The following is a 25379-nucleotide window of genomic DNA, read 5'->3' as shown; positions in this document are numbered from 1 at the left end:
CATCATGCAGAGCCCGCTTTTCGCCTACAACGAGCAGCAGACCCAGGAGCGCTACAGCCTGCAGAACAAGCAGATGCTGCGCGTCGCCCTGGAGGGTCACGACGACGTGCTCGCCCGCAAGGGCACCATGGTCGCCTACCAAGGTCTGGTGGAGTTCGACGCCGAATACCAGAGCGCCGGCCAGCGACGCTCCCGCGCGAACACCGGAGAAGGCCTGGACCTGATGCGCTGTCACGGACAGGGCACCGTCTACCTGGCCAACCTCGCCCAGCACATCCATGTGGTGGACGTCGACCACGACGGCCTCACCGTGGACAGCAGTTACGTCCTGGCCATGGACTCCTCGCTGCACCACGAAGTGATCGCCGTGGACAGCCAGTACGGCATCTCCGGCTCCGGCAAGTACCAGCTCAACATCTCCGGACAGGGCAAGGTCGCCCTGATGACCTCCGGGATGCCGCTGATGATGCAGGTCACCCCTGACCGGTACGTCAACTGCGACGCCGACGCCATCGTCGCCTGGTCGACGAGTCTGCGTGTACAGATGCAGGCCCAGACACACTCCTCCGGAGTGTTCCGGCGTCGGGGCAACACCGGTGAGGGCTGGGAGCTCAGCTTCATGGGCCAGGGTTACGTACTCGTCCAGCCCAGCGAGCTGCTGCCGCCGCAGAACGCGACGATCGGCTCCGGCCTCGGCGCCCAGTACGGGGTGGGCCAGCAGGGGGCCCGGGGGCAGAACCAGGGCAACGTCTGGAGTTGAGCCTCCCAGGAGGCAGTTGTAAGGGGCGGCCGCCATTGCGGCCGCCCCTTACCGTTTCAGAGCCTGGCCCGCGTGGCCTCGAGCAATCGCACCACGGAGTCGTCCGCCACGCTCGCCACCTCGTCGTACGCGAACCAGCGCAGGTCGAGCGACTCGTCGCTGATCTCCTGGACCGCGGCGACCGGCGCCAGCACCGCGTACTGCACGTCGAAGTGACAGTGGCACGGCGGCGGGATCGGATGCCGGTCGAGCCGTACGGGCCCGCCCGGGAGCAGCGTCAGACCAGTGATGCCCGACTCCTCCCCGGCCTCACGCAGGGCCGCAGCCTCCACAGTCGCGTCCTGGGGCTCGCAATGGCCGCCCATCTGCAGCCACATGCGCAGCTTCTTGTGCAGCGTCAGCAGCACACGCCGCTGCTCCGGATCGATGACCAGGGCACTCGCCGTGATGTGCCCGGCCCCGCAGGCCTTCCACATGCCGTCCGGATGAGCCTCAAGATGATCAAGATACGCCTGGCGCAGCTCTTCCTGGCCCTCGTAGCCCTTCAGTACGAGGACCGCGTCGTCATGGAGGCTCACTCGGCGCCGTCGCCCTTGTCGTCGTCCTTCTTGTCGCCGCGCTCGTCCTCGCCCTTCTTGAGGTTCGGCTTCTCGGCGGAACCGCTCGCAGCCTCCCCGAGCATCTTGTCCAGCTCGGAGAAGTCCATTTGCTCGCGGTGCACGAAGCCGTCCGGGTCGTCCAGGTCGGAGGCGGTCGGCAGCATGTCCGGGTGCGCCCACAGGGCGTCCCGGCCGTCGACACCGCGCGCGTCCGTGAGCGAGGCCCACAGCCGCGAGGCGTCCCGCAACCGGCGCGGGCGCAGCTCCAGACCGATCAGCGTGGCGAAGGTCTGCTCGGCGGGACCGCCCGAAGCACGGCGGCGCCGCAGCGTCTCACGCAACGCGTCCGCGGACGACAGACGCGGCTTCGCCGCCGCGTGCACGACCGCGTCCACCCAGCCCTCGACGAGCGCCAGCGCCGTCTCCAGACGGGCCAGCGCCGCCTTCTGCGCAGGCGTGTCCTCCGGCTGGAACATGCCCTGCTGGAGCGCGTCCTGAAGCTGCTCCGGGTTGGACGGGTCGAGCTGGCCGACCACGTCCTCCAGCTTGGCCGTGTCGACCTTGATCCCGCGCGCGTAGCCCTCGACCGCCCCGAACAGGTGCGAGCGCAGCCAGGGCACATGCGCGAACAGACGCTGGTGGGCGGCCTCGCGCAGGGCGAGGTACAGCCGGACCTCCTCCTTCGGTACGCCGAGGTCCTTGCCGAACGCCTCGATGTTCACCGGAAGCAGGGCGGCCCGGCCGGCCGGGCCGAGCGGCAGGCCGATGTCGGTCGAGCCGAACACCTCGCCCGCGAGCACGCCGACGGCCTGCCCGATCTGCGTACCGAACATGGCGCCGCCCATGGAGCGCATCATCCCGATGAGCGGGCCCGCCATGGCCTGCATCTCCTCGGGAAGCACATCGCCCATGGCCGCGCCGACGCGCTCGGCGACCGGGTCGACGAGCTCCTTCCACACCGGAAGGGTCGCCTCGACCCACTCCGCGCGGCTCCACGCCACCGCGGAGCCGGCGCCGGACGGCAGGGACGTCGCGTCGTCCAGCCACAGGTCGGCCAGGCGCACGGCCTCCTCGACTCCGGAGCGCTCGCCGGGGCCGACACTGGAGTCCTTGCTGCCGTCAGGGGCGCCCTGGGACACCGTCTGACGGGCGATCTGCTTGGCCATGTCCCAGTTCACCGGGCCGCCCTCGTACGAGAGCATCTGGCCCAGCTGCTGGAACGCGGCGCCCAGATCATTGGGGTTCATGGAACCGAACATCGCGGCGAGCGGGTTGTCGGCGCCGGGTCCGCCGGCTCCGGGGAACCCGAAACCGAACGGGTTGGCCGGTCCCTGGCCACCACCGCTCTGCTGGTCCTTCTTCTTGCCCTCGTCGCCGTCGTCCGGCTCCTCCGGCGGAAGGCCGAATCCGAATGGGGTGTCACTCACGGGATTCCTCGGCTGGTAAGGCCGCCGGTTCTCTCCGACGGCACGGTTGCCCGACAACACCACCCAGCGTAGACACCGCGGCCGGTTCGGGCCTCGATGCTTCGCCGACTCCTGGGCTGCGGCAGGATGGATGCCACCTGGTACGTACGCATCACGCGCGTTCTTACTGAAGACAACCGCTGGAGACGCCCGGTGAGTTCCCCAGATCCACAGGTTCGCGCAGCGCGAAACCCCTCAACCAGTCCGACCGTACGCGGTCCCGTAGTCGCGGTCACCGGTGCCGCCGACGGTATCGGCGCCCTGCTCACCGAGCGGCTCGCCGCCAGCGACGAGATCAAGCAGGTCATCGCCATCGACGAGCGGCGCGGTGAGTGCGCGGACGCCCAGTGGCACATCCTTGACGTACGCGACCCGGTGATCGCCGAAAAGCTGCGCGGCGCGGACGTCGTGGTCCATCTGGCGCTCGATCTCGACCTGGAGACCGACCCGGCGGCGCGCACCGCGTACAACGTGCGGGGCACCCAGACCGTGCTCACCGCCGCCGCGGCGGCCGGGGTGCATCGGGTGGTGCTGTGCACCTCGGCGATGGTCTACGGAGCGCTGCCCGACAACGAACTGCCCCTCTCCGAAGACGCAGAACTGCGCGCCACCGCGGAGGCCACAGGAGTCGGCGACCTCCTGGAGGTCGAGCGGCTCGCGAAGCGGGCGCCCCGCGCGCATCCCGGGCTCAACGTCACCGTCGTACGGCCCGCCGTGCTCGTCGGAGGCACCGACACCGCCCTCACGCGCTACTTCGAGTCGCCCCGGCTGCTCGTCGTCGCCGGGTCCCGGCCCGCCTGGCAGTTCTGCCACGTCGAGGACCTGTGCAGTGCCCTGGAGTACGCCGTCCTGGAGAAGGTCGACGGGGAGCTGGCCGTGGGCTGCGACGGCTGGCTGGAGCAGGAGGAGGTCGAGGAACTCAGCGGGATCCGCCGGATGGAGCTGCCCTCGGCCGTCGCCCTGGGCGCCGCCGCCCGGCTCCACCGGATCGGGCTCACACCCTCGCCGGCCGGAGACCTCGCCTACACGATGTACCCCTGGGTGGTCAGCGGGAGCCGGCTCCATGACGCCGGATGGCGCCCGCAGTGGACCAACGAGGAGGTCCTCGCCGAACTCCTGGAGGAGGTCGCCGGGCGGCACACGGTGGCCGGACGCCGCCTCGGCCGCAAGGACGCCACCGCCGCCGGAGCCGCGGGCGCGACGGTCGCACTGCTCGGTACGGCCGCTGTGGTCCGCCGGGTGCGGAAGGCCCGACGGCGCATCTGACGCACGTACACGTCCCAAGGCCGTATGCCCGGAGGAACTGCGTTCCGCGTTGTCAGTGGCGTGGTGCACGATGGGCGTATGGCGACTATGAGTGATCACCCCGGTGAGCAGGGGGCGCAGGATCCCGTCAAGCTGTTGGCGATCCGGGAGACCGCCCTCTCCGTGGACGAGGTCTTCCGAGCCGTCGGGGACGACGCCTCCGGTGGGACCGCGCTGTTCGTCGGGACCGTCAGGAACCACGACGGGGGAGCGGACGTCGACGCGCTCGGGTACTCCTGCCATCCCAGTGCCGAGGCGGAGATGCGGCGCATAGCCGAGAAGGTGGTCGCCGAGTATCCGGTGCGGGCGCTTGCGGCCGTTCACCGGGTGGGGGACCTCAGAGTCGGGGACCTTGCCGTCGTCGTCGCCGTGTCCTGCCCCCATCGCGGCGAGGCCTTCGAGGCCTGCCGCAAGCTGATCGACGACCTTAAGCACGAAGTGCCCATCTGGAAGCACCAGAAGTTTTCGGACGGTACGGAGGAATGGGTGGGTGCCTGCTGACCGGTGTGCCTGCCGACCCGTGCGCACGCGCGCGTTCCGGTTGCGTAACCGCACCCCCGCCGTGAGCGTTGGACACGGGCATGGTTAATCTGCTGATCAGTCAGTTGCGGTTGCTTCACGGGGTTGGGAGGTCGGCATGGCGGCGCTCGCCTGGTTGCTGATTCCGTTTTTGGCCGCGATCGGTGCCGGACTGTGGGGCACCTGGGTCGGTCGTAACCGCAGGTCCATCGGAGACGGCACCGAACTCGCGGGCTATATGCGCTTCCGCGAGGCCATGGAGAAGCCTCACCTGGCGAAGCAGCCGGGCCAGGAGCAGCACATGGAGAAGTCGCCCACAGACGCCTGACCACCTGCACCGAAGGCGCCTGGGACGTCTGCGCCCAGGCCCCCTTGAGGTCCCGTACGGGCGGCCCCGACGGTGCACTGACAGGGTGGTCCCGTACTGTCGTTCCATGCCACGCCGCACCGCGACGATGCTCGCCTCCACCCTGATGCTGATCGCGCTCCTGTGCGCAGGGGTCTTCATCAATGTGCCGTACTCGGAGATGTCACCCGGTCCGACGGTGAACACGCTCGGCGAGCACGACGGTGAGCCGGTGCTCCAGATTTCCGGCCGCAAGACCTACCCGGCGGACGGCAACCTCAACATGACGACGGTCCGCGTCACGAGCGCCGACTACAAGATGAACCTCGTCGAGGCCGTGTACGGCTGGCTGGCACACGACAACAAGGTGGTCCCGCACGACACGCTCTACCCGGACGGCAAGACGGAAGAGCAGTCGACGCAGGAGAACGCCGAGGAGTTCAGCCAGTCTCAGGAGAGCGCCAAGGTCGCCGCCCTCAAGGAGCGGAACATCCCGGTGAAGTCCTGGACCATCGTCTCCTCCGTGCTCAAGGACAGCCCGGCCGAGGGCAAGCTGCACGCGGGCGATGTGATCAAGGCCGTGGACGGTACGCCGGTCAAGGCGTACGACGAGGTGGCGAAGCTGGTCACCAAGCACAAGCCGGGCGAGAAGGTCGTCTTCACCGTCGTGCCCGCCAAGGAGCAGGCCGCCGCCGAGAAGGAAAAGCGGACGGCGACGAAGACCGAGGACATCACCATCACCACGACGAAGTCGGACGACGACGGCGAGGAGCGCGCGATCGTCGGCATCGCTGCCGGGACCGACCACACCTTTCCGTTCACCATCGACATCAAGCTCGCCGACGTCGGCGGCCCGAGCGCCGGCCTGATGTTCGCCCTCGGCATCGTCGACAAGCTCACCCCGGGCGACCTCACCGGCGGAAAGTTCGTGGCCGGCACCGGCACCATCGACGACGACGGCAAGGTCGGCCCCATCGGCGGCATCGAGATGAAGACGGTCGGCGCCCGCGCCCAGGGCGCCGAGTACTTCCTGACGCCCAAGGACAACTGCGCGGCCGCCGCCCGGGACATCCCCGACGGGCTCACCCTCGTCAAGGTCGACACCCTCGACGACGCGATGAACGCCCTCAAGGACATCCGCGGCGGCAACACCGACAACCTGCCCCAGTGCACGAAGAGCTGAGCCGGCTCATGCAGTACTACGCCAAGATCTACGAGAGCTACTCGGCGAACGTCGCTGCCAGCGCCTCCGCCAGCCCCGGCACCAGGTCGGAGCCGGTGAGGACCTCGGTCGCCGAGTCCTTCTCGCGCAGCCGCAGTGCCGACTCCCGCTTCCCGCCGCGCAGCACCCCGACGGTCATCCGGACCTCCTGGCGCTCAGGATGCTCGGCGACCCACTTCGCCAGATGCTTCTCGTCGAGACCTTCCGGAACGGACGCCTCCGCGGACGGCGGCAGCATCAGCCGCTCCACGGACAGCGCGCAGCCGGCCACCGCGTCCGGCCATGCGATGGTGCCGAGAAACTCGTCCAACGGGCTGCCCGCGGGGAGTTCCTCCTGTTCGATGGGGGTAAGAGCGCCGTCGGGTGCGTCATCGGGGAGACCGAGACGCGTCGCGAGACCTGGTTCCTCGGAGCGCAGCTGAGCGGTGTCGACCAGCGCGAAGAGCCGTGCGGGCTGGTCCCAGCCGAGCCCGGAGACGTACTCGTCGATTTCGAGGACGGCACGGGTCAGCGGGCCGGCCGCCATGGGGGTGCCTGTAGAGGCGGTGTTGGACATGGTCACAATCCTGCCTCGTTCGCACCCCGAACCGGGAACCGAGTAAAGCATCAGTAAGTTGCATAGATGTGGCCCTGTGTTCGCAGGGCCCGAAGACCAAGACCGAACTTCGAGGTGCACACCTTGGCTTTCCAGATGCCGGACCGCGGCGGAGGCCCGACGGGGCCACGGATCAGAGTGGGCCGACCGTCCCGGCGCGTCCGGACGCTGCTCATGACACTGGGCGTACTGGCCGTGCTGGCCATGGCGTTCGTCATGTTCGCGGGGTTCTGGACGGACTGGCTCTGGTATCGGTCGGTCAAGTACTCCTCAGTCTTCACGACCACCCTGTGGACCAAGATCGGACTGTTCTTCGTCTTCGGTCTGCTGATGGCCCTGGCGGTCGGCGTGAACATCTGGCTGGCCCATCGGCTCAGGCCACCGCTGAGCGCCATGTCGATGGAGCAGCAGAGCCTGGACCGCTACCGCATGGGCGTGGCCCCGTACAAGAAGTGGATCCTGCTCGGGATCACCGCCCTAGTCGGGCTGATCGCGGGCGCCTCCGCGTCAGGCCAGTGGCGTACGTGGCTGATGTGGGTGAACGGAGTGCCCTTCAACCAGAAGGACCCCCAGTTCCACCTCGACGTCTCCTTCTACGCCTTCGACCTGCCCTGGTACCGCTTCCTGCTGGGCTTCGGCTTCGCCGCCACGATCCTCGGTGTGATCGCCGCAGCGCTGACCCACTACCTGTACGGCGGCCTCAGGGTCACCAGCCCCGGCGCGCGTGCCACGGCCGCGGCCACCGGTCATCTCTCCGTGCTGCTCGGCCTGTTCGTCGCCCTGAAGGCGGTCGCGTACTGGCTCGACCGGTACGGGCTCGCCGTGAAATCGAGCGACTTCAAGGCCACGGACAACTGGACGGGCCTCAGGTACGTCGACGCCAACGCATACCTGCCGGCCAAGACCATCCTGTTCTGCATCGCCGTGATCTGCGCGCTCCTGTTCTTCGCCACGCTGTGGCGGCGCACCTGGCAGCTGCCGCTGATCGGCTTCGGTCTTCTGGTTCTCTCGGCGGTGCTGATCGGCGGGCTGTACCCGGCGATCGTGCAGCAGTTCCAGGTCAAGCCGAACGAGCAGGCCAAGGAGACCTCGTACATCGAGAAGAACATCGAGGCAACACGCAAGGCGTACGGCATTGACGGCGTGAAGATCGACGAGGTCTCGGGCACAGGCGATGGCGGCGACGCCAAGCAGCATCGCGATCAGGCCGATTCGGTCGCGAGCTACCGGCTGAACGACCCGAACGTGGTCTCGCCGACGTTCCAGCAACTGGAACAGGAGCGGAAGTACTACCAGTTCCCGAAGACGCTGGACGTCGACCGGTACAACGGCCAGGACACGATCATCGGTCTGCGTGAGCTGAACCTCAACCGCGTGGACAAGAAGAACTGGATCAACCAGCACTTCATCTACACGCACGGGTACGGCGCGATCGCGGCCAAGGGCACAGCGATCCAGGAGGGGTCCGAAGGCTCCCCGGACTTCACCGAGCAGGGCCTGCCCACCACCGGCACCTTCAACAAGGGCTACGAGCAGCGCATTTACTTCGGCGAGAAGACCACCCAGTACTCGATCGTGGGCGGGCCCCAGAAGGAACTCGACTACGAGGAGGCGGGCGGCCAGAAGACGTACCAGTACAAGGGCAGTGGCGGCATCGACCTGTCGAACCCGCTGAACCGTGCAGCGTATGCGGCACGGTTCAGCGAGCCTCAGATGCTGTACTCCGGTGCCATCGGAGAGGGCTCGAAGATCCTCTACGACCGCACGCCCAAGGAGCGCGTCGAGGCGGTCGCGCCCTGGCTGACCATCGACGGCGACGCCTACCCGACCGTCATCGGCAAGCGGGTCGTGTGGGTTGTCGACGCGTACACGACCACGAACGGCTATCCGTACGCATCGCGCACCACACTCGGCGACACCACCACGGACGCACTGACCAACGAGGACAGCCAGCGCGCGGTGGTCGCCCAGCAGAACCAGGTCAACTACATCCGCAACTCGGTGAAGGCGACCGTCGACGCGTACGACGGCACGGTCAACCTCTACACGTGGGACGACAAGGACCCGGTCCTGAAGACGTGGAAGAAGGCGTTCCCGGACACGGTGAAGGCGAAGGCCGACATCCCGGCGGAGCTGAAGGAGCATCTGCGCTACCCGCAGGACCTGTTCAAGGTGCAGCGCGAGCAACTGGGCATCTACCACGTCACCAACGCCAACCAGTTCTACAACGCGAGTGACGTGTGGCAGGTGCCGAACGACCCGACGAACCGACAGGACAGCGTCGCCGTACCGCCGTACTACCTGTCGCTGAAGATGCCCGGCGACGACCAGCAACGGTTCTCGCTGACCACCACCTTCACCCCGAGCGGACGGCCGAACCTGGCCGCGTACATGGCGGTGGACGCCGATGCGAGCAGCGACGGGTACGGCACGATGCGGCTGCTCAGAGTCACCGGCGAGTCCGAGGTGGACGGACCGGTCCAATGGCAGAGCAAGTTGAGTTCGATCCCAGCGGTCCAGGAGTTCACACGGAACGCGGAGACGTCGAAGTCGAACATGATCTTCGGCAATCTGCTCGCGGTGCCCATGGACGCCGGATTCCTGTACGTCGAACCGATCTATGTGCAAGGCAGCAGCGCCGAGTACCCGCTGCTGAAGAAGGTCGCGGTGTCGTACGGAGGCACCACCGCCTTCGAAGACACCCTCGCCCAAGCGCTGGACAAGGTCTTCGGGGTACAGGACACGACCCCGCAGCCGCCACCGGACGAGGGCGAGGACACCACCGAGCCACCACCGGCGACGGGTGATCAGACCGTCCAAGAGGCGGTCGCCGACGCCCAGAAGGCATACGAGGCCAGCCAGGAAGCCCTGAAGAAGGGCGACTGGGAGGCGTACGGCCGGGCGCAGCAGGACCTCGAGGAAGCGCTGCAAAGGGCCGCGGAGGCTCGGGCCCAGCCCGACAACACCGGTGGTGAGGGCGCGGACAACGGCGACGGCAACACCGAAGGGAGCGGCGGAAGCGGCTGACCGGCGGCCGCAACTGACTGAGCGAAAGGCCCGTCCCGCGCCGTGATACGGTTGCCGAACAACGGCGCGGGGTGGAGCAGCTCGGTAGCTCGCTGGGCTCATAACCCAGAGGTCGCAGGTTCAAATCCTGTCCCCGCTACTGAAGACGAAGGGCCCGAATCCTCAAGGGATTCGGGCCCTTCGCCATGTGTGGGTCGTGTGTGTGTTCGCCCATTCGACCAGGACTGCCCCGACAAAGGGCGCTCCATGCGGGGAGACTTGAGAAATCTGTGTTTGACTTGTCTCTCTGTGGGCATGTCGACAAAACGCTGAAGTGACCTCACTGGCTGCGGTATACCAGGTGTACCCAGGTTGCAGGTGGTGCGACGATGGACGTTATGGGGGACAAGGCAACTCTGTTGGAGACAGGGCGTATTGTGCAGCCCTCCGACCGGGACGAGACCGGGGAGGCTGCGGAGGAGGCACGTCATCGGCTCGCCGCCGAAGCCGGCGACGTCGAAGCGATGAGCGTCCTCGGAAGCCTGCTGCTGCGCCGCGGCGATCTCGACGGAGCCGAGCCTCAGCTGCGTGCTGCCACCGCCGCCGGTGACCGTGCCGCCGCCAACAACCTGGGTGTCCTCCTGCACCAGCGCGGATACGCCGACGAGGCCGCCGGCTGGTGGCGGATCGCCGCAGTCGCCGGATCGGCCGCCGCCGCGCACGCACTCGGCCGCCACCACCGCGAGCGCGGGGACGAGCCCGCCGCCGAGTACTGGCTGCGCCAGTCCGCCGAGCAGGGCCACGTCCTCGGCGCGTACGCGCTCGCCGATCTCCTCGAGCACCGCGGTGACGGTGCCTCCGAGGCATGGATGCGGGCCGCCGCCGAGCGGGGCCACCGCGAGGCGGCGTACCGGCTTGCCCGCGCTCTGGACCGGCGGGCTGCCGCCGGCGGACCCGCGGTGCCCGCGCAGTCCACGAAGCAGAGCGGCACCGACAAGCCCGACAAGCCCGGCGATCCAGCTGACAAGGCTGACAAGGGTGCCGGGCTGTCCGTGATGGCCGAGGCTGAGCAGTGGTACCGGCAGGCCGCCGCGCGCGGGCACCGCAGGGCCGCGCTGCACCTCGGCGTCATCCTGGAGAAGCGCGGGAAGCTGAAGGAGGCCGGACGCTGGTACCTGACGTCCGCCAAGGACGGTGAGGCGCGCGCCGCTTGCGCGCTCGGGTTCCTGCTGCGGGACGCGGGCGACACCGACAGCGCCGCTGTGTGGTGGCTGCGAGCCGCCCAGGACGGCGACGGGAACGCCGCCAACGCCCTGGGCGCGCTGCACGCCGAGCGTGGCGAGACGCAGACCGCCGAGCGCTGGTACCGCGCCGCGATGGACGCGGGCGATGTGAACGGCGCGTACAACCTCGCGCTGCTCTGCGTCGAGCAGGGGCGAACCGGGCAGGCCGAGCAGTGGTACCGGCGTGCGGCGTACGCGGGGCACCGTGAGGCGGCCAATGCGCTGGCGATCCTGCTGCTTCAGGTCGGCGACGCGGCCGGGGCCGAGCCCTGGTTCTCCAAGGCCGCGGAGGCCGGCAGCGTCGACGCCGCGTTCAACCTCGGGATCCTGCACGCCGGTCGGGGCGAGGACGCCGCGGCCCTCAAGTGGTACGAGCGGGCCGCGGCCGCCGGGCACACCGTGGCCGCGCTCCAGGTCGGGATCGCGCGGTTGCGGGACGGCGACGAGCAGGAGGCCGAGCGGCATCTGCGTTGCGCTGCCGGCGGAGGGAGCGCGGAGGCGGCGTACCGGCTGGCTGCCGTGCTCGACGCCCGGCGCCCGCCCGCGTCCGCGCATGAGCTGGGGGAGCCGGCGACCGAGAAGAGTGAGTGCGAGGAGTGGTACGAGCGGGCTGCCTCGCAGGGGCACCGGCGGGCCCAGGTACGGGTCGGGATGCTGGCGTCCGCACGTGGGGACGTGGTTGAGGCGGCTCGGTGGTATCGGGAGGCGGCCGAGGCCGGGTCTCGGAACGGGGCGTTCAATCTTGGGCTGTTGCTTGCCCGGGAGGGGAGTGAGCCGGAGGCTGCGCTGTGGTGGACTCGGGCCGCTGACGCGGGGCATGGGCGGGCGGCTTTGCGGCTTGCCCTCGTCTATGCGCGTCGGGGTGAGCTTGCGGAGGGGCAGCGGTGGGCTGATCGGGCGGTGGCCCTGGGGCCTGACGAGGTGTCTGAGCGGGCGGCTCGACTGCGGGACGCCTTGAAGGAGGAGCTGTCCGCGTAGGGCTCCGCAGGAGGAACTGTTCGCCTTGGGGGCGCTGGACTTTGGGTTTCGTGGGCGGGTGCAGGCCGGTGGGTGGTCTGTGCCCACCCGTTCCGCCCTGCGGAACGACTGCCCACAGACCAGCGGGCCGGGTGCCCACAGACGGGCAGGCCGGCCGCCCGCAGACCGGCGGGCGTGGCGCCCGCAGACCCGCGGGCCGGCCGCCCGTAAAGCGATTTGCGCTGGTCGGCGGTGTTGACGTAGTGTTCAGTTCATCGCCGCGGGGTGGAGCAGCTCGGTAGCTCGCTGGGCTCATAACCCAGAGGTCGCAGGTTCAAATCCTGTCCCCGCTACTGAAGGCCGGAGGGCCGGAATCCGAAAGGGTTCCGGCCCTCCGGCCTGTTTGCGAGCGAGTGCGGCTACGGCCGGTGGCCCACCGCCTCCCCGTACAGTGCGCGGTCGACCAGGCGGGACTCCGGGAGTGGGTCGCCCTCCGACACGCCTGCCGCGCGATACGCGGACTGGAGGCGGTTTGTCGTCCCCGCGCGGATCTCCCAGTCCATGCGGAGGGAGGGCGTCGACTCCAGGACCGTACGGTCCGTCTTCATGAGCCTGGCCAGCTCGGCCACGAAGGCGGGGTCCTTCTTGTAGTCGGCGGCGAAGTACGTGTTGATCGTGCGGATGTACGCCCGTAGCAGCGCGACCCCCGCGTCCACGTCCTCCGTCAGCAGGTTCGGGCCGAACAGCATGCCGCCCAGGGGCTCGCCGGGCGGCTGGCCGCCGAGGAAGGCGTAGCGGTCGTCGCCGTCGACCTTGCGCCAGACCGGGTCGAGGAGCCAGGCGGAGTCGACGCCGCCGTTCTGCAGGGCGGTGAGGACGTCGGCCGAGCCGAGTGCCTGGAACTGGACCTTGTCGAGGCCGCCGCCGTGCTTCTTCAGGGCCTGGTTCATGGGGTACGCGATGACCGAGCCCTTGCCGATCATCGTGCCGAGCTTGCGGTCGGCCATCGGGACGTGCGACGCGCTCTCGCCGTCCTTCAGCCGCACCCACAGGCCGCTCTTCGACTTCGGGTCGGGCGAGAAGTTCCCGGCGACCCACTTGATGTCGAAGCCGCTGTTGACGCCGTTGATCACGGCGGCCTCGGGAGCGGCCCACTGGGCATCGATGTCGCCCTTCGCGAGCAGCGGCAGCGCGTCCGGCGTCGGCAGCACCTTCAGCGTGACATCCAGGCCCTCCTTCTTGAACTCGCCCTTCGCCACCGCCACTTGAAGCGGAGCCACATATTCCGCACTGAGCGTGCCCGTCGCGATCGTCAGCTTCCGGCGCTCCTTCAAGGGCTTTGCTGCCGGTGTGCCCTTGGTGCAGCGCGCGGGCGCACGGTCCGCCGCCAGGCCGGCCGGATCCGTCCAGCTCCCCTCCCCGCAGCCGGGCACCGCCTTGATGGTGCGCGGCTCGGAGGCCCCCGCGCCCTCCCCGGAGTCCTGGGCGGCACACCCCGCCGAAACCAGCAGCGCACCCGCGGCCAGCACGGCACCGCATGCGAAACGCCTCATGACTGCCCCCGCCCCCGGTCGCGCGGCGCCCACGGAGTGAGCAACCGCCCCAGAATCCGCACCAGTTCGGAAAACACGACGCCGAGTACGGCGACGCAGACGATCCCGACGAACATCACGTCGTTCTGGAAGAGCGCCCGTGAGTCGAAGATCAGATGGCCAAGACCGTTCGCCGCGGCGATCTGCTCCGAGGCGACGATGACCAGTACCGCCACCCCCGCCGCGATCCGCGCACCCACCAGCACCGCGGGCAGTGAGGCCGGCAGCAGCACATGCCGGAACATCTGCCAGGACGAGGCCCCGAAGACCTGCCCCGCGTCGCGGTACCCGGCCGGTATCGACATCACGGCCGACATCGTGGAGATCCACACGAAGAAGAAGACGGTGGCCGCGACGAGTGCCACCTGCGGTCCCTCGCCCAGCCCGAACATGTTCAGGAAGATCGGCAGCAGCGCGAGCTTCGGTACGACGTACAGCGCGTCCAGAAGCGGCTCAAGTGCCGCGCGTACCAGCGAGAGCGAGCCCATCAGCAGGCCCAGCGCATAGCCCGAGGCCGTGCCGATCGCGTACCCGGCGAGTACGCGCTTGAGGGTGGCCCACACATCCGGCCACAGGTCGCCGGCCGCCGCGCGGTCCCAGCCGTCGGCCAGGATCGTGGTGGGGGCCGGGTAGACCCGGTCGTCGATCCAGGCCTGGGCGGCGGCCAGTTGCCACAGCAGGACCAGCACCAGGGGCACGGCGAGGGCGAGGGAGAGTTCCAGGGTGCGGCGTCTGCGGTGGGTGCGTACGGGGTGCAGTTCCTGCGGGCCCGGGCGGCGGACCAGTACGGCTGCCGCATCGGTACGTTCCTTGCGTACGGCCGTGTTCATGCGGGCACCGCCTCCGGGCGCAGCAGCTGCCACAACTCGCTCTTCAGGGCGGTGAATTCGGGAGCCGAGCGGACCTCGCCGGAGCGTGGGCGCGGGAACGGCGGGCGGCGTTCGGCGATGAACCGGCCCGGGCGCGCGGACATCACCAGGACGCGGTCGCCGAGGACGATCGCCTCCTCCAGGCTGTGCGTGATGAAGAGGGTGGTCGTGCGCGTCGTCTGGGTGAGCTCCAGGAGCTCGTCCTGGAGGATCATGCGCAGTTGGGCGTCGAGCGCGGCGAACGGCTCGTCCATCAGCAGGATTTCGGGCTCCACGGCCAGCGCGCGGGCGATTGCCACGCGCTGGCGCATCCCGCCGGACAGCGTGGCGGGATACGCGGAGGCGAAGTCCGCGAGGCCCAGGCGCTCGAGCCAGTCACGGGCGCGGGCGTTCGCCTCGCGGCGCGGGACGCGCTGGATGTCCAGGCCGAAGCGGACGTTCGCGAGGACGGTCTTCCAGTCGTAGATGCCGTAGTCCTGGAAGATCATGGCGGCCGGGCGGGGGCTGGTGGTGCGGATCGCCAACTCGCCTGTGCTGGGGCGCAACAGGCCCGAGGCGATCCGCAGGAGCGTGGACTTTCCGCAGCCGGATGGGCCGACGATGCAGACGAACTCGCCGGGAGCGACGGTCAGGTCCAGCGGGCCCAAGGCGTTCACGGCTGAAGGGCCCCGGCCGAAGGTCCGGCTCAGATCAGTGGCTTGGAGTTTCGGGTGCGGCTCTCCCACGGTGTCTCCTCGCGGAGTGCGGAACGGACTGGTGGGTGCCGTCGACGATATGACGACCCGTCAGATTCGGGAAGTCCGCGCGCAGAAGTCCGAGGCCCGAAGTCCGCGCGCCGAAGTCCGCACGGAGATGCCCGCACGCAGCAGAAAGCCCCGGCACCCATGGGGTGCCAAGGCTTCAAGGCGTCCTTGAGGAACCGTATCCGCGGATCAGGCCGCCGCGCAGTTCGGGCACACGCCGCGGTACGTCACCTCGACCGCCGAGACCGTGAAGCCGAAGCGCTCGGTGTCGGGGAGGTCGGAGAGGGGGTCGCCGCTCGGGTGGACGTCGCGGATCGCGCCGCACTGGGCGCAGACCAGGTGATGGTGCGGACGGTGCGCGTTCGGGTCGTACCGCTTGGCGCGCTTGTCCGTGGCGACTTCCATCACCTCGCCGAGCGAGACCAGCTCACCCAGCGTGTTGTAGACGGTCGCGCGGGAGATCTCGGGCAGCTTGGCGACTGCGCGCGCATGGACCTCGTCGGCCGTCAGATGGACGTGGTCGCCGTCGAGGACCTCGGCCACGACGCGGCGCTGCGCGGTCATGCGCCAGCCACGTCCGCGCAGTCGTTCCAACAGGTCACTCATAAAGCGCAGTCTAACAGCCGGTGAAGCCAATCCCGAACGGGTGTGATTTTGGAGCACTACTCGACTTGGACGTTATCCAGAGTGGCGACGCGAGCGGGCCGGATCCCTGATGGCGCTCCGGCCCGCTCGCGTCGCTCAGGCCGGTGCGTGCTGCCGCAGTGGAGCCCAGCAGCGGATGATGTCGCGGACCGAGACGATGCCGATGGGCTCGTCGTGGTCGAGGACGATCAGATGCCGGAAGCCGCCGTGCGCCATGGCGTGCGCCGCCTCTTCCAGCGTCCAGGACGGCGCGGCGAACACGACGTCGGTGGTGGTGTGGGCGTGTGCCCGTTCGGCGTCCGGGCTCTGGTCCAGGCCGACGGAGTTGAGGATGTCGCGCTCGGTGAGGATGCCGAGGCCGGTGCCGTCGGGGTCGAGGACCACGGCTGCGCCGACGCGTCGTGCGGACATCAGCGCGGCGGCCTGCCGGAGGGTGTGATCGGGTCCGATGGTGAGGACCACCGTGCTCATGGCGTCGCGGACGAGCATGGACGGAGCCACCTCCTACGAATCCGTTCGTTAACGGATTCACAAGTTCACAAGTGGGGGGACTCTCAGAGTCGCAGTTAAAAGGGGAGTCAACAAGAGGGCGTGTACGAGCGCTTTTGGGGGCGCTGTCTTCCGGTGAGCGCCGGTGGCCTCAACCGGCCTCGGATCGGGCTCAGTAGCGGTGGTTCAGGTAGCCCAGCAACTCGTCGTGCAGGAGGCCGTTCGACGCGGCGGCGTTCCCGCTGTGCGGGCCCGGGCGGCCGTCCAGGCCGGTGAAGCTGCCGCCCGCCTCGGTCACGATGATCGCGTTCGCCGCCATGTCCCACAGGGACAGCTCGGGCTCCGCGCAGATGTCGACCGAGCCCTCGGCGACCATCATGTACGGCCAGAAGTCGCCGTACGCGCGCGTGCGCCACACCTCGCGGGTCAGGTCCAGGAAGCCGTCCAGCAGGCTCCGCTCCTCCCAGCCGCCCAGCGAGGAGTACGCGAAGGAGGCGTCCGACATCCGCGAGACCCGCGAGACGTGCAGCCGGGTCGCGGAGGACAGGCTGCGCCCGTTGAACGCGCCGTGCCCCTTCGCGGCCCACCAGCGGCGGCCCAGCGCGGGCGCGGAGACGACGCCTACGACGGGCTGGTAGCCGCCCTCGCCTGCCTCCATCAGCGCGATCAAGGTCGCCCAGACCGGCACCCCGCGTACGTAGTTCTTGGTGCCGTCGATCGGGTCGATCACCCAGCGGCGCGGGCCCGTGCCCTCGACGCCGTACTCCTCGCCGAGGACCGCGTCCCGCGGGCGGGCCCGCTGCAGGTGGCCGCGGATCAGCTCCTCGGCGGCCTTGTCGGCCTCGCTCACCGGCGTCAGGTCAGGCTTGGTCTCGACCTTGAGGTCGAGCGCCTTGAAACGGTCCATGGTCGCGGCGTCGGCGGCGTTCGCCAGGACGTGGGCGAGGCGCAGGTCATCGCGGTAGTCGGGCATGGCTGCACCGTATCTGCCCACTTCGGCCGGGGGCCATACCGTCCAGGTGCTCGGCACAGGACCTCCCCGCCGATGCGGTGATCACTTCCCCCGCGCGCACGGCGACGACGTACGCCCCCTCGATGCCGTCGCGAACCCTTGACAGTGCGCCCGTCCGCGTCAACTCTGAGCGGCAGAGCCGATCGCCCCAGGGAGGCGCTGATGCCTGCAGCCCGGGAATCCCTCCTCGACGCCGCCTATACGTCGCTTGCGCGGCGCCCGTGGTCCGCGGTGCGGATGGTCGATGTGGCCGCCGTGGCCGGGGTCTCCCGGCAGACCCTCTACAACGAGTTCGGCAGCAAGGAGGGGCTCGCCCGGGCCCTCGTACGACGGGAGGCCGACGCCTATCTCGCCGGCGTGGAGCGCGCTCTCGTGAGCCATGGCGAGCCGCGCGAGCGGCTGGCGGCGATCGCGGAGTGGACCGCTTCGGCGGCTCGCGGGAACCCGCTGGTGCGGGCCGTGCTCACCGGGTGCTGGAGCGAGCGGCTGCCGTCTCCGACACTGTCCGCCGTGCCGTCGTCCTCCGCGGTGCCGGCGCAGCGGCGGGCCGACGGGCCGTTGCCGTCGCCGGGGGACTTCGTGCAGGTCGTACGGGACCGGGCGGTTGCCTCGCTCACGGCGGTGGGGGTGACGAAGTCGGAGACGGCGGAGCTGGCGCGGGCCTGTGAGCTGGTGGTGCGGCTGGGGTTGTCTTGTGTGCTGGCTCCCGCCGGGGAGGGCGGTACGGCCGGCTTGGTTCGGGACGCCCTCGCAACCGTGCGGGTGGTGAGTTGAACCGGTTCTAAGCGGTTGTCCCGCTGAGGCGCCCGTTTGAGCTGCGGGTGCGTCGTGGCTGGTCGCTCCCCCACTCTCGGCTGCTCCCCCACTCTCGGCTTCGCTCGAGCGGGGGGACCCCCATGAGCGGGGGGGACCCCCATCGCGGCGGAGCCGCAAATGTCACAGCCCCGCGCCCCTATGGGGCGCTTCAGTGGGACGAGCCGGAAAGCTGGAGCCCGATCACTCCCACGATCACCAGCGTGATCGACACGATCTTCAGCGTGGAGACCAGGTCGCCCAGGAAGATCATGCCGTAGATCGCGGTGCCGGCCGCGCCGATGCCCGTCCAGACCGCGTACGCGGGGCCGACGTCGAGCTTCTTCAGGGAGAGGGTCAGGAGGCCGAAGCTGCCCAGGGCGAAGATGGCGAAGGCGACCGTCGGCCAGAGCCTTGTGAAGCCGTGTGAGAGTTTCAGGCAGACGGCGAAGCCCGTCTCCAAGAGACCGGCGACGACAACCAGCAGCCACGCCATGTGATGCCCTCCCACGCTCCGTGACCGCTTCGTCTGGCTTAAGGTCCCGCTTGGTGCGATTATGCCTTTACCGTCGTGGCGGCGATGCAAACAAAACTGAGGTCACCGGCGATCAGCCGCCGTCCACCGCCATCAGTCGCCCTCGCGCCGCTCACGCGTAGCGAGCAGCCTGCGCAGCGAGTAGAGCCGGGCCGGATCCGCGTGGCCCTCGGCCACCCACTCGTCCAGCGCGCAGTCCGGCTCGTCGTGGCTGCAAGCGCGCGGGCAGCCCTCGGTCCCCGGCTCCAGGTCCGGGAACGCGTGGATGACCCGGGACGGGTCCACGTGGTGCAGCCCGAAGGACCGTACGCCCGGAGTGTCGATCAACCAGCCGTCGTCGTCCGGCAACGGCAGCGCGAGCGCCGACGTCGTCGTGTGCCGCCCGCGACCCGTCACCGCGTTGACGACGCCCGTCGAACGCCGCCGCTCCTTGGCCACGAGCGCGTTGACCAGCGTCGTCTTGCCGACTCCCGAGTGCCCGACGAACGCCGTGATCTTGCCGTCCAACTGCTTGCGCACCCGGTCCACGGCCTCCCCGCTCTCCAGCTCCGCACGGCTGGTCACGACATACGGAACACCCAACGCCCCGTAGAGCTCAAGGAGTTCGTCCGGCGGGGCGAGGTCCGACTTGGTGAGCACGAGCAGGGGGTCGAGTCCGCCGTCGTACGCGGCGACCAGGCAGCGGTCGATCAGGCGTGGGCGTGGCTCCGGGTCGGCGAGGGCGGTGACGATCGCCAACTGGTCGGCGTTGGCGACGACGACGCGCTCGTACGGATCGTCGTCGTCGGCGGTGCGCCGCAGGACCGAGGTGCGCGGCTCGATGCGGACGATGCGGGCCAGGGTGTCCTTTTTGCCGGTGAGGTCGCCGACGATGGCCACCTGGTCGCCGACGACCGCGGCCTTGCGGCCCAGTTCGCGGGCCTTCATGGCGTACACCACGCGGTCCTCGACGAGGCATGTCAGCCGGCCCCGGTCGACGGTGAGGACCATGCCCTCGGCGGCGTCCTCGTGCTTGGGCCGGATGTTCGTACGTGGCCTGCTGCCCTTGCGGCCCGGGCGGGTGCGGATGTCGTCTTCGTCGGTGTGCTTGCCGTAGCGGCGCATGGTCCGTGTCCGCCCGTCAGTTCCCGAGCATTCCGGTCCACAGGTCGGAGAAGTCCGGCAGGGTCTTCGCCGTCGTCGCCACGTTCTCGATCTGCACGTCCGGCACGGCGAGACCGATGATCGCGCCCGCGGTGGCCATGCGGTGGTCGTCGTACGTGTGGAAGACCCCGCCGTGCAGCGGACGCGGGCGGATGTGCAGTCCGTCGGCGCTCTCCGTGACGTCGCCGCCCAGCTCGTTGATCTCCTTGGTCAGCGCGGCCAGGCGGTCCGTCTCGTGCAGGCGCAGATGGGCCACGCCCCGGAGGCTGGAGGGCGAGTCGGCGAGGGCCGCCACGGCCGCGATGCCGGGGGTCAGCTCGCCGACCTCGCCGAGGTCCACCTCGATGCCGTGGATCGCGCCGGAGCCGGTGAACTCCAGGCCCCGGTCGGTCAGTTCGCAGGAGCCGCCCATCTCGGTGAAGATCTCGCGCAGCCTGTCACCGGGCTGGGTGGTGTGCGCGGGCCAGTCGGGGACGACGACCCGGCCGCCGGTGACCAGGGCCGCCGCCAGGAACGGCTGGGCGTTCGACAGGTCGGGCTCGACCGTCAGATCGCGGCCGAGCAGCGCGCCGGCGGTGACCCGCCAGACGTTCGGCTCGCCGCCCGACTCCGGGGTGTCCACCTGGGCGCCGACCGACCGCAGCATGTCGACGGTCATCCGGATGTGCGGCATGGAGGGCAGCGTCGAGCCGGTGTGCCGTACCTCGACGCCCTGGTTGAAGCGCGGACCGGACAGGAGAAGCGCTGAGACGAACTGGCTGGACGAGGACGCGTCGATCTCCACAGGGCCGCCCTCCAGGGCCCCGCCGCCGTGCACGGTCAGCGGCAGCGCGCCGCGGCCGTCGTCGTCGATACGGGCACCGAGGGCGCGCAGCGCGTCGATCACGCCGTTCAGGGGACGCTCGTACGAACGCGGGTCGCCGTCGAAGCGGATGGGGCCGTCGGCGAGCGTGGCGACCGGCGGCAGGAAGCGCATCACCGTGCCGGCGTTGCCGACGTCGACCGTGGCCGGGCCGTGCAGGCCGGAGGGGATGACACGCCAGGCCTCGCCGGAGCCGTCCGGGCCCACGCCCTCCTCGATGCCGACGCCCATGGCGCGCAGGGCGTCGGCCATCAGCACGGTGTCGCGGGAGCGCAGGGGGCGGCGCAGCCAGCCGGGCTCGGCCGCGAGGGCGGCCAGCACCAGGGCCCGGTTGGTGACCGACTTGGACCCGGGCACGTGGACCGTCGCGTCGACGGCTCCGCTCGCGTGCGGGGCGGGCCAGAGGGCGGTGTTCTCGGGGTTCGGGGCCATGAACCCACTCTATAAGCAGGGGCTCGGTCGGTTGTCTGACGACTGCGGGTGCGTTGTGGCTGGTCGCGCCCCATGGGGGCGCGCGCGGTGTTTCAGACCTGCAGGAGCCACCTGCCCCCTCCTATCAGGGAGCACAGCGACACCGCGTGGAACAGGAACAGCCACATTCCGGCCGGGACATGGGTCAGCCGGGACAGCTGGTCCGCGTCCGAGTCGCCCGCATTGCCCCGGCTGCGCTTGGCCTGCAGCTCGAAGGCCGGGCGTACGCCGCCGAGGAGCAGGAACCAGACCACCATGTACGCGAAAGCCGCCTGCACCTGAGGGCCCGTCAGCCAGGACACCGCCACGAAGGTGCCGCCGGTGAGGAGCACCGTGAGTGCGCCGTACGCGTTGCGGATCATCACCAGCATCGCCACCAGGAGCAGCGTGGCCAGCCACAGGAGTGCGGTGATGTGGCCCGCGGCGAGCAGCGCGGCGCCGCCGAGGCCCAGCAGCGGGGGAGCGGTGTAGCCGGCCGCCGCGGTGAGGATCATGCCGAGACCGGTCGGCTTGCCGCGGCTGACCGTGAGGCCGCTGGTGTCGGAGTGCAGCCGTATACCGCTGAGGCTGCGGCCGGTGAGCAGCGCGACCAGACCGTGGCCGCCCTCGTGGGCGATGGTGATGGCGTTGCGCGAGAGCCGCCACAGGCCGTGCGGGACGATCACGGCGAGAGCGGCGACCATGGTGGCGCCGACCACCCAGAGGTCTGGGTCGGGCTGGCTGCCGAAAACCTCGTCCCAGAGGGTGGCCAGGGAGGTGGCTGCGGTGGGGTCCATTGCGGCGGAGGTCTCCTCTTGGTCGCGCCAAGTCTGGCAGTGTGGCACGTATGTGCGGACGTTATGCGTCGAGTCGTAGGCCTGAGGATCTCGCAGGAATCTTTGAAGTCGAGAAGTGGGAGCCGGAGGAACAGTTCGAACCCGACTACAACGTGGCTCCCACCAAGGACGTCTACGCGGTACTCGACCGTCCTCTAAAGGACGCCGAAGACCCGAAGCCGGTTCGCCAACTGCGCCGGCTCAAGTGGGGCCTGGTGCCTTCCTGGTCGAAGACGCCCGAGGGCGGCGCCCGGATGATCAACGCCCGCGCGGAGACCGTCCACGAGAAGCCCTCGTACCGCCGGGCCTTCTCATCCCGGCGCTGCATCATCCCCGCGGACGGCTATTACGAGTGGGTGACCGGCAAGGCCGAGCGCGATCTGGAGGCCGAGGGCAAGAAGAAACGGCCGCGCAAGCAGCCGTACTTCGTGCTGCCCGCCGACGGTTCTGTCTTCGCGATGGCCGGGCTGTACGAGTTCTGGCGGGACAAGACGCTCCCCGACGACCATCCGCAGTCCTGGTGGGTGACCTGCTCCGTCATCACCACCGAGGCGGAGAAGTCGCCCCTCGCCGTGGCCCCGGCCGACGGTCCGCACGCGCTGGCCGACATTCACCCCCGTATGCCCCTGATGCTCACCCCCGACCGCTGGGACTCCTGGCTCGACCCGTCCCGTAAGGACGTCGAGGACCTGCGCTCCCTGCTCGAGCCGCCCCCGCCGGGCCTGATGCGCGCCTACCCCGTCTCCACGGCGGTCAGCAACGTACGCAACAACGGCCCGGAGTTGCTGAAGGAGCTGGAGGGGCCCGAAGAGGGCACACTCTTCTGATGTGAGGCAGAGCAACGAACTCGTAGAGCTTGTGGAGACGGACGCGGGTACGGCCCGCGTCACCTGGCACAAGGCGAAGCAGGCGCGGCTGGTGCTCGCCGCGAGCCACGGGGCCGGCGGCGGTATCGAGGCGCGGGATCTGCGCGCCCTCGCCGCCGAGCTTCCCGCGCACGGCGTGACCGTCGCGCTCGTCGAGCAGCCCTGGCGGGTGGCGGGCAAGAAGCTGGCGCCCGCGCCGAAGACGCTCGACGTGGGCTGGCGCGGGACCTGGCAGACGCTCGCCTCAGGCGGCCTGCCGGTCGTGGCGGGCGGTCGCAGCGCGGGCGCCCGCGTGGCCTGCCGTACGGCGCGGGAACTGGGCGCCGCCGCCGTCCTCGCCCTCAGCTTCCCGCTCCACCCGCCGGGCAAGCCGGAGAAGTCGCGCGCCGACGAGCTGCTCGGGGCCGGTGTGTCCACGCTCGTCGTCCAGGGCGGCAACGATCCGTTCGGGAAGCCGGAGGAATTCCCGGAAGGTCCGTACGACCTCGTGGAGGTGCCGTACGGCGATCACGGTTTCGCAGTGCCCAAGCGGGCTGAAATCGGCCAGGAGCAGGCGCTCGGAATCCTCACCGAGGGGGTCGTGAAGTGGCTTTCGTCACTCGCGTAAGCCCGGATCACGGGGCGGGAATGATGCGGTAGCGGCCCCTGTTGAGAGCGGCAGAAGTACTCACACCGAGTACTTACCGTTCGTCCGAGAGGAAGTCCGCCGCATGGGTTCGACCATCTGCCCGAACCGCAGCAGTGCAACTGACCTGGACTGGTCTGTCCTGCATGCGGCAAAGACCGTCCCCGTACGGGCGGCCGGGGGACCCAATCGGCGCGCCGCCCAGACCACAGGTCGTCTATCCTCCGATTCGAGTGGGACCGGTTTCGGTTCGACGACATCGTTTGAGGAGGTGGGTCCGGTCACCGGTACCGACGCAGGGACCGACTACGGCCAGGCGGAGCAGCCCGAGGGCCGGGGCAGCGGTACGGAGTCGACCGCCGAGCGCAACGCGCGCTTCGAGCGGGACGCCATGGAATTCCTCGACCAGATGTACTCGGCCGCGCTGCGCATGACGCGCAACCCGGCCGATGCCGAGGACCTGGTGCAGGAGACGTACGCGAAGGCGTACGCGTCCTTCCACCAGTTCCGCGAGGGCACCAACCTGAAGGCCTGGCTGTACCGGATCCTCACGAACACCTTCATCAACTCGTACCGCAAGAAGCAGCGCGAGCCTCAGCGCAGTGCGGCCGAGGAGATCGAGGACTGGCAGCTGGCGCGTGCCGAGTCGCACATGTCGACGGGTCTGCGCTCCGCCGAGTCGCAGGCGCTCGACCACCTGCCCGACTCGGACGTGAAGGAAGCGCTCCAGGCGATCCCCGAGGAGTTCCGCATCGCCGTCTATCTGGCGGACGTTGAGGGCTTTGCGTACAAGGAGATCGCCGACATCATGGGGACACCCATCGGTACGGTGATGTCCCGGCTGCACCGGGGCCGCCGCCAACTGCGCGGCATGCTCGAGGACTACGCGCGTGAGCGCGGACTGGTCCCGGCCGGCGTCGGAGAGTCGAACGAAGCGAAAGGCTCGGGCTCATGAGCTGCGGAGACCCGCACGAGACGGACTGCAGTGAGGTCCTCGATCATCTCTACGAGTTCCTCGACAGCGAGATTCCGCCCGCCGATCGCGACAAGTACAAGCAGCACTTCCGGGAGTGCTCGCCGTGTCTGGAGAAGTACGGGCTCGAAGAGGCCGTGAAGAAGCTGGTCAAGCGGTGCTGCGGTCATGATGACGTGCCGACCGATCTGCGGTCGAAGGTCATGGGCCGTATCGAGATGATCCGCTCCGGCGAGACCGTCCCCGACCACGATGTGACGGCCACGCCCCGGGTGACGCCGCAGGAGTCCTGACCTCCTGGCGCGCCACGTACATACGCGTACACCGTGACCCCCGAGGGATCACGGTGTACGTCAGCGGGTCTGGTCGCGCGGCCCGTTCAGACCTCCAGGCCGTTCTCGATCCGCTTCAGGCCGTGCCGGGCCAGCGCCAGGTTGCTGCGGGACCGGTCGAGTGCCAGGTAGAGGAAGAGCGTTCCCTTGCTGCTGGTGAGTGGCCGGATCAGGTGGTACTGCTTGCCCAGCGTGATCAGGATGTCCTCGATCACGTCGTCCATGGCCAGTGAGGCCAGGGTGCGTATCTTGGACCGTACGACTTCGGTGTTGCCGGCCGCCGCGAGCTCCAGGTCGAGGCCTTGGCCGCCGCCCAGCGTGCCGAGCGACATGCCGCTTTCGTAGTCGACGAGGGCCACGCCGATCGCGCCCTCCACCGCCATGGCTTCCTTCAGCGCGGTGTCGATGTTCATGCTCTTGCCCCAATTCCTCGGTGCTGCTGACCGGTCGGTGTCCGGCCAACTACGATCGGCTGCAAGCGCTTACGGGTCGTAAGCGGTCAACTTCGTGGCGAGTTATGGAAGTTGACAGTCAAAGTACTGTGCGGCCCACGGAGG

At 69.4% G+C, this 25379-nt stretch carries 26 protein-coding genes and 2 tRNA genes; 14 read left to right on the top strand and 14 right to left on the bottom strand.

Going from position 1 to position 25379, the window contains the following annotated elements; translation table 11 throughout:
- Positions 1 to 4: 4 nt before the first annotated feature.
- Positions 5 to 760, top strand: coding sequence for an AIM24 family protein (locus OHT21_RS14955; protein WP_328768785.1), 756 nt, complete (start codon positions 5 to 7; stop codon positions 758 to 760).
- Between the two features lie 56 nt (positions 761 to 816).
- Here OHT21_RS14955 and OHT21_RS14950 read toward each other — a convergent pair whose 3' ends face one another.
- Together OHT21_RS14950 and OHT21_RS14945 are read right to left on the bottom strand one after the other, a co-directional pair.
- Positions 817 to 1338 carry an NUDIX hydrolase gene (locus OHT21_RS14950; protein WP_328768784.1) on the bottom strand — a complete coding sequence of 174 codons (522 nt, stop codon included), beginning with the start codon at positions 1336 to 1338 and terminating at the stop codon, positions 817 to 819.
- On the bottom strand, positions 1335 to 2786 hold the full coding sequence (locus OHT21_RS14945) for a zinc-dependent metalloprotease (RefSeq protein WP_328768783.1): 1452 nt from the start codon (positions 2784 to 2786) through the stop codon (positions 1335 to 1337). The genes OHT21_RS14950 and OHT21_RS14945 overlap by 4 nt, the downstream gene beginning before the upstream one ends.
- A 192-nt stretch (positions 2787 to 2978) precedes the next feature.
- Here OHT21_RS14945 and OHT21_RS14940 point away from each other — a divergent pair, with 192 nt between their 5' ends.
- From OHT21_RS14940 to OHT21_RS14925, 4 genes are all read left to right on the top strand, one after another.
- Entirely contained in the window at positions 2979 to 4091 is a 1113-nt protein-coding gene (locus tag OHT21_RS14940; protein WP_165341103.1) for an SDR family oxidoreductase, read from the top strand.
- Positions 4092 to 4169: 78 nt separating this feature from the next.
- Positions 4170 to 4631: a molybdenum cofactor biosynthesis protein MoaE gene (locus tag OHT21_RS14935; RefSeq protein WP_165341104.1), complete on the top strand. Its 462-nt coding sequence runs from the start codon at positions 4170 to 4172 to the stop codon at positions 4629 to 4631.
- Between the two features lie 136 nt (positions 4632 to 4767).
- Positions 4768 to 4977, top strand: coding sequence for a hypothetical protein (locus tag OHT21_RS14930; protein WP_328768782.1), 210 nt, complete (start codon positions 4768 to 4770; stop codon positions 4975 to 4977).
- 106 nt (positions 4978 to 5083) lie between these two features.
- Positions 5084 to 6178, top strand: coding sequence for a YlbL family protein (locus tag OHT21_RS14925; protein ID WP_328768781.1), 1095 nt, complete (start codon positions 5084 to 5086; stop codon positions 6176 to 6178).
- Between the two features lie 37 nt (positions 6179 to 6215).
- Here the strand turns inward: OHT21_RS14925 and OHT21_RS14920 are convergent, their stop codons facing one another.
- Entirely contained in the window at positions 6216 to 6773 is a 558-nt protein-coding gene (locus tag OHT21_RS14920; RefSeq protein ID WP_328768780.1) for a PPA1309 family protein, read from the bottom strand.
- Positions 6774 to 6908: 135 nt separating this feature from the next.
- Between OHT21_RS14920 and OHT21_RS14915 the strand changes: the two genes are divergently transcribed.
- From OHT21_RS14915 to OHT21_RS14900, 4 genes are all read left to right on the top strand, one after another.
- The gene (locus OHT21_RS14915; protein ID WP_328774085.1) at positions 6909 to 9839 is read left to right on the top strand and encodes a UPF0182 family membrane protein; all 2931 of its coding nucleotides are present in this window, start codon (positions 6909 to 6911) and stop codon (positions 9837 to 9839) included.
- A gap of 65 nt (positions 9840 to 9904) precedes the next feature.
- Positions 9905 to 9978, top strand: a tRNA-Met gene (locus tag OHT21_RS14910).
- Positions 9979 to 10207: 229 nt separating this feature from the next.
- The gene (locus OHT21_RS14905; protein ID WP_328768779.1) at positions 10208 to 12079 is read left to right on the top strand and encodes a tetratricopeptide repeat protein; all 1872 of its coding nucleotides are present in this window, start codon (positions 10208 to 10210) and stop codon (positions 12077 to 12079) included.
- Between the two features lie 258 nt (positions 12080 to 12337).
- A tRNA-Met gene (locus tag OHT21_RS14900) sits at positions 12338 to 12411 on the top strand.
- Positions 12412 to 12477: 66 nt separating this feature from the next.
- Here OHT21_RS14900 and OHT21_RS14895 read toward each other — a convergent pair.
- From OHT21_RS14895 to hisN, 6 genes are all read right to left on the bottom strand, one after another.
- Complete coding sequence (locus OHT21_RS14895; protein ID WP_328768778.1) at positions 12478 to 13611, bottom strand: ABC transporter substrate-binding protein; 1134 nt, start codon at positions 13609 to 13611, stop codon at positions 12478 to 12480.
- Positions 13608 to 14480, bottom strand: a complete 873-nt coding sequence (locus tag OHT21_RS14890) for an ABC transporter permease (RefSeq protein WP_328768777.1) — start codon at positions 14478 to 14480, stop codon at positions 13608 to 13610. The genes OHT21_RS14895 and OHT21_RS14890 overlap by 4 nt, the downstream gene beginning before the upstream one ends.
- Positions 14477 to 15244: an ABC transporter ATP-binding protein gene (locus OHT21_RS14885; RefSeq protein WP_328768776.1), complete on the bottom strand. Its 768-nt coding sequence runs from the start codon at positions 15242 to 15244 to the stop codon at positions 14477 to 14479. Before OHT21_RS14885 ends, OHT21_RS14890 begins: the two co-directional genes overlap by 4 nt.
- A 207-nt stretch (positions 15245 to 15451) precedes the next feature.
- Positions 15452 to 15868 carry a Fur family transcriptional regulator gene (locus OHT21_RS14880; protein ID WP_328768775.1) on the bottom strand — a complete coding sequence of 139 codons (417 nt, stop codon included), beginning with the start codon at positions 15866 to 15868 and terminating at the stop codon, positions 15452 to 15454.
- Between the two features lie 135 nt (positions 15869 to 16003).
- On the bottom strand, positions 16004 to 16396 hold the full coding sequence (locus OHT21_RS14875) for a CBS domain-containing protein (RefSeq protein WP_328768774.1): 393 nt from the start codon (positions 16394 to 16396) through the stop codon (positions 16004 to 16006).
- Between the two features lie 172 nt (positions 16397 to 16568).
- Positions 16569 to 17369, bottom strand: a complete 801-nt coding sequence (gene hisN / locus OHT21_RS14870) for a histidinol-phosphatase (protein ID WP_328768773.1) — start codon at positions 17367 to 17369, stop codon at positions 16569 to 16571.
- Positions 17370 to 17570: 201 nt separating this feature from the next.
- Here hisN and OHT21_RS14865 point away from each other — a divergent pair, with 201 nt between their 5' ends.
- Positions 17571 to 18182 carry a TetR/AcrR family transcriptional regulator gene (locus OHT21_RS14865; protein ID WP_328768772.1) on the top strand — a complete coding sequence of 204 codons (612 nt, stop codon included), beginning with the start codon at positions 17571 to 17573 and terminating at the stop codon, positions 18180 to 18182.
- 190 nt (positions 18183 to 18372) lie between these two features.
- Here the strand turns inward: OHT21_RS14865 and OHT21_RS14860 are convergent, their stop codons facing one another.
- From OHT21_RS14860 to OHT21_RS14845, 4 genes are all read right to left on the bottom strand, one after another.
- Complete coding sequence (locus tag OHT21_RS14860; RefSeq protein ID WP_328768771.1) at positions 18373 to 18696, bottom strand: DMT family transporter; 324 nt, start codon at positions 18694 to 18696, stop codon at positions 18373 to 18375.
- Positions 18697 to 18828: 132 nt separating this feature from the next.
- Complete coding sequence (rsgA, locus tag OHT21_RS14855; RefSeq protein ID WP_328768770.1) at positions 18829 to 19839, bottom strand: ribosome small subunit-dependent GTPase A; 1011 nt, start codon at positions 19837 to 19839, stop codon at positions 18829 to 18831.
- A gap of 16 nt (positions 19840 to 19855) precedes the next feature.
- Positions 19856 to 21172 carry a 3-phosphoshikimate 1-carboxyvinyltransferase gene (aroA, locus tag OHT21_RS14850; RefSeq protein WP_328768769.1) on the bottom strand — a complete coding sequence of 439 codons (1317 nt, stop codon included), beginning with the start codon at positions 21170 to 21172 and terminating at the stop codon, positions 19856 to 19858.
- Positions 21173 to 21264: 92 nt separating this feature from the next.
- A complete protein-coding gene (locus OHT21_RS14845; protein WP_328768768.1) occupies positions 21265 to 21987 on the bottom strand; it encodes a M50 family metallopeptidase in 723 nt (240 codons plus the stop codon).
- Between the two features lie 50 nt (positions 21988 to 22037).
- On the opposite strand from OHT21_RS14845, the gene OHT21_RS14840 reads away from it, so the two are divergent.
- From OHT21_RS14840 to rsrA, 4 genes are all read left to right on the top strand, one after another.
- On the top strand, positions 22038 to 22853 hold the full coding sequence (locus OHT21_RS14840; protein WP_328768767.1) for an SOS response-associated peptidase: 816 nt from the start codon (positions 22038 to 22040) through the stop codon (positions 22851 to 22853).
- A 1-nt stretch (position 22854) separates the two neighbouring features.
- Positions 22855 to 23499, top strand: coding sequence for an alpha/beta hydrolase family protein (locus tag OHT21_RS14835; RefSeq protein WP_328768766.1), 645 nt, complete (start codon positions 22855 to 22857; stop codon positions 23497 to 23499).
- 289 nt (positions 23500 to 23788) lie between these two features.
- The gene (gene sigR / locus OHT21_RS14830; RefSeq protein ID WP_328768765.1) at positions 23789 to 24472 is read left to right on the top strand and encodes an RNA polymerase sigma factor SigR; all 684 of its coding nucleotides are present in this window, start codon (positions 23789 to 23791) and stop codon (positions 24470 to 24472) included.
- Positions 24469 to 24783 (top strand): mycothiol system anti-sigma-R factor, encoded by a 315-nt coding sequence (rsrA, locus tag OHT21_RS14825; protein WP_328768764.1) that lies wholly within the window; start codon positions 24469 to 24471, stop codon positions 24781 to 24783. The genes sigR and rsrA overlap by 4 nt, the downstream gene beginning before the upstream one ends.
- A gap of 86 nt (positions 24784 to 24869) precedes the next feature.
- Here rsrA and OHT21_RS14820 read toward each other — a convergent pair whose 3' ends face one another.
- The gene (locus tag OHT21_RS14820) at positions 24870 to 25235 is read right to left on the bottom strand and encodes a hypothetical protein (protein ID WP_328768763.1); all 366 of its coding nucleotides are present in this window, start codon (positions 25233 to 25235) and stop codon (positions 24870 to 24872) included.
- Between the last annotated feature and the right edge of the window lie 144 nt (positions 25236 to 25379).

Source organism: Streptomyces sp. NBC_00286 (genome assembly GCF_036173125.1).
GTDB lineage: Bacteria > Actinomycetota > Actinomycetes > Streptomycetales > Streptomycetaceae > Streptomyces.
The sequence above is the reverse complement of the archived record's forward strand: the minus strand, read 5'-3'. Positions and strand labels throughout refer to the sequence as shown.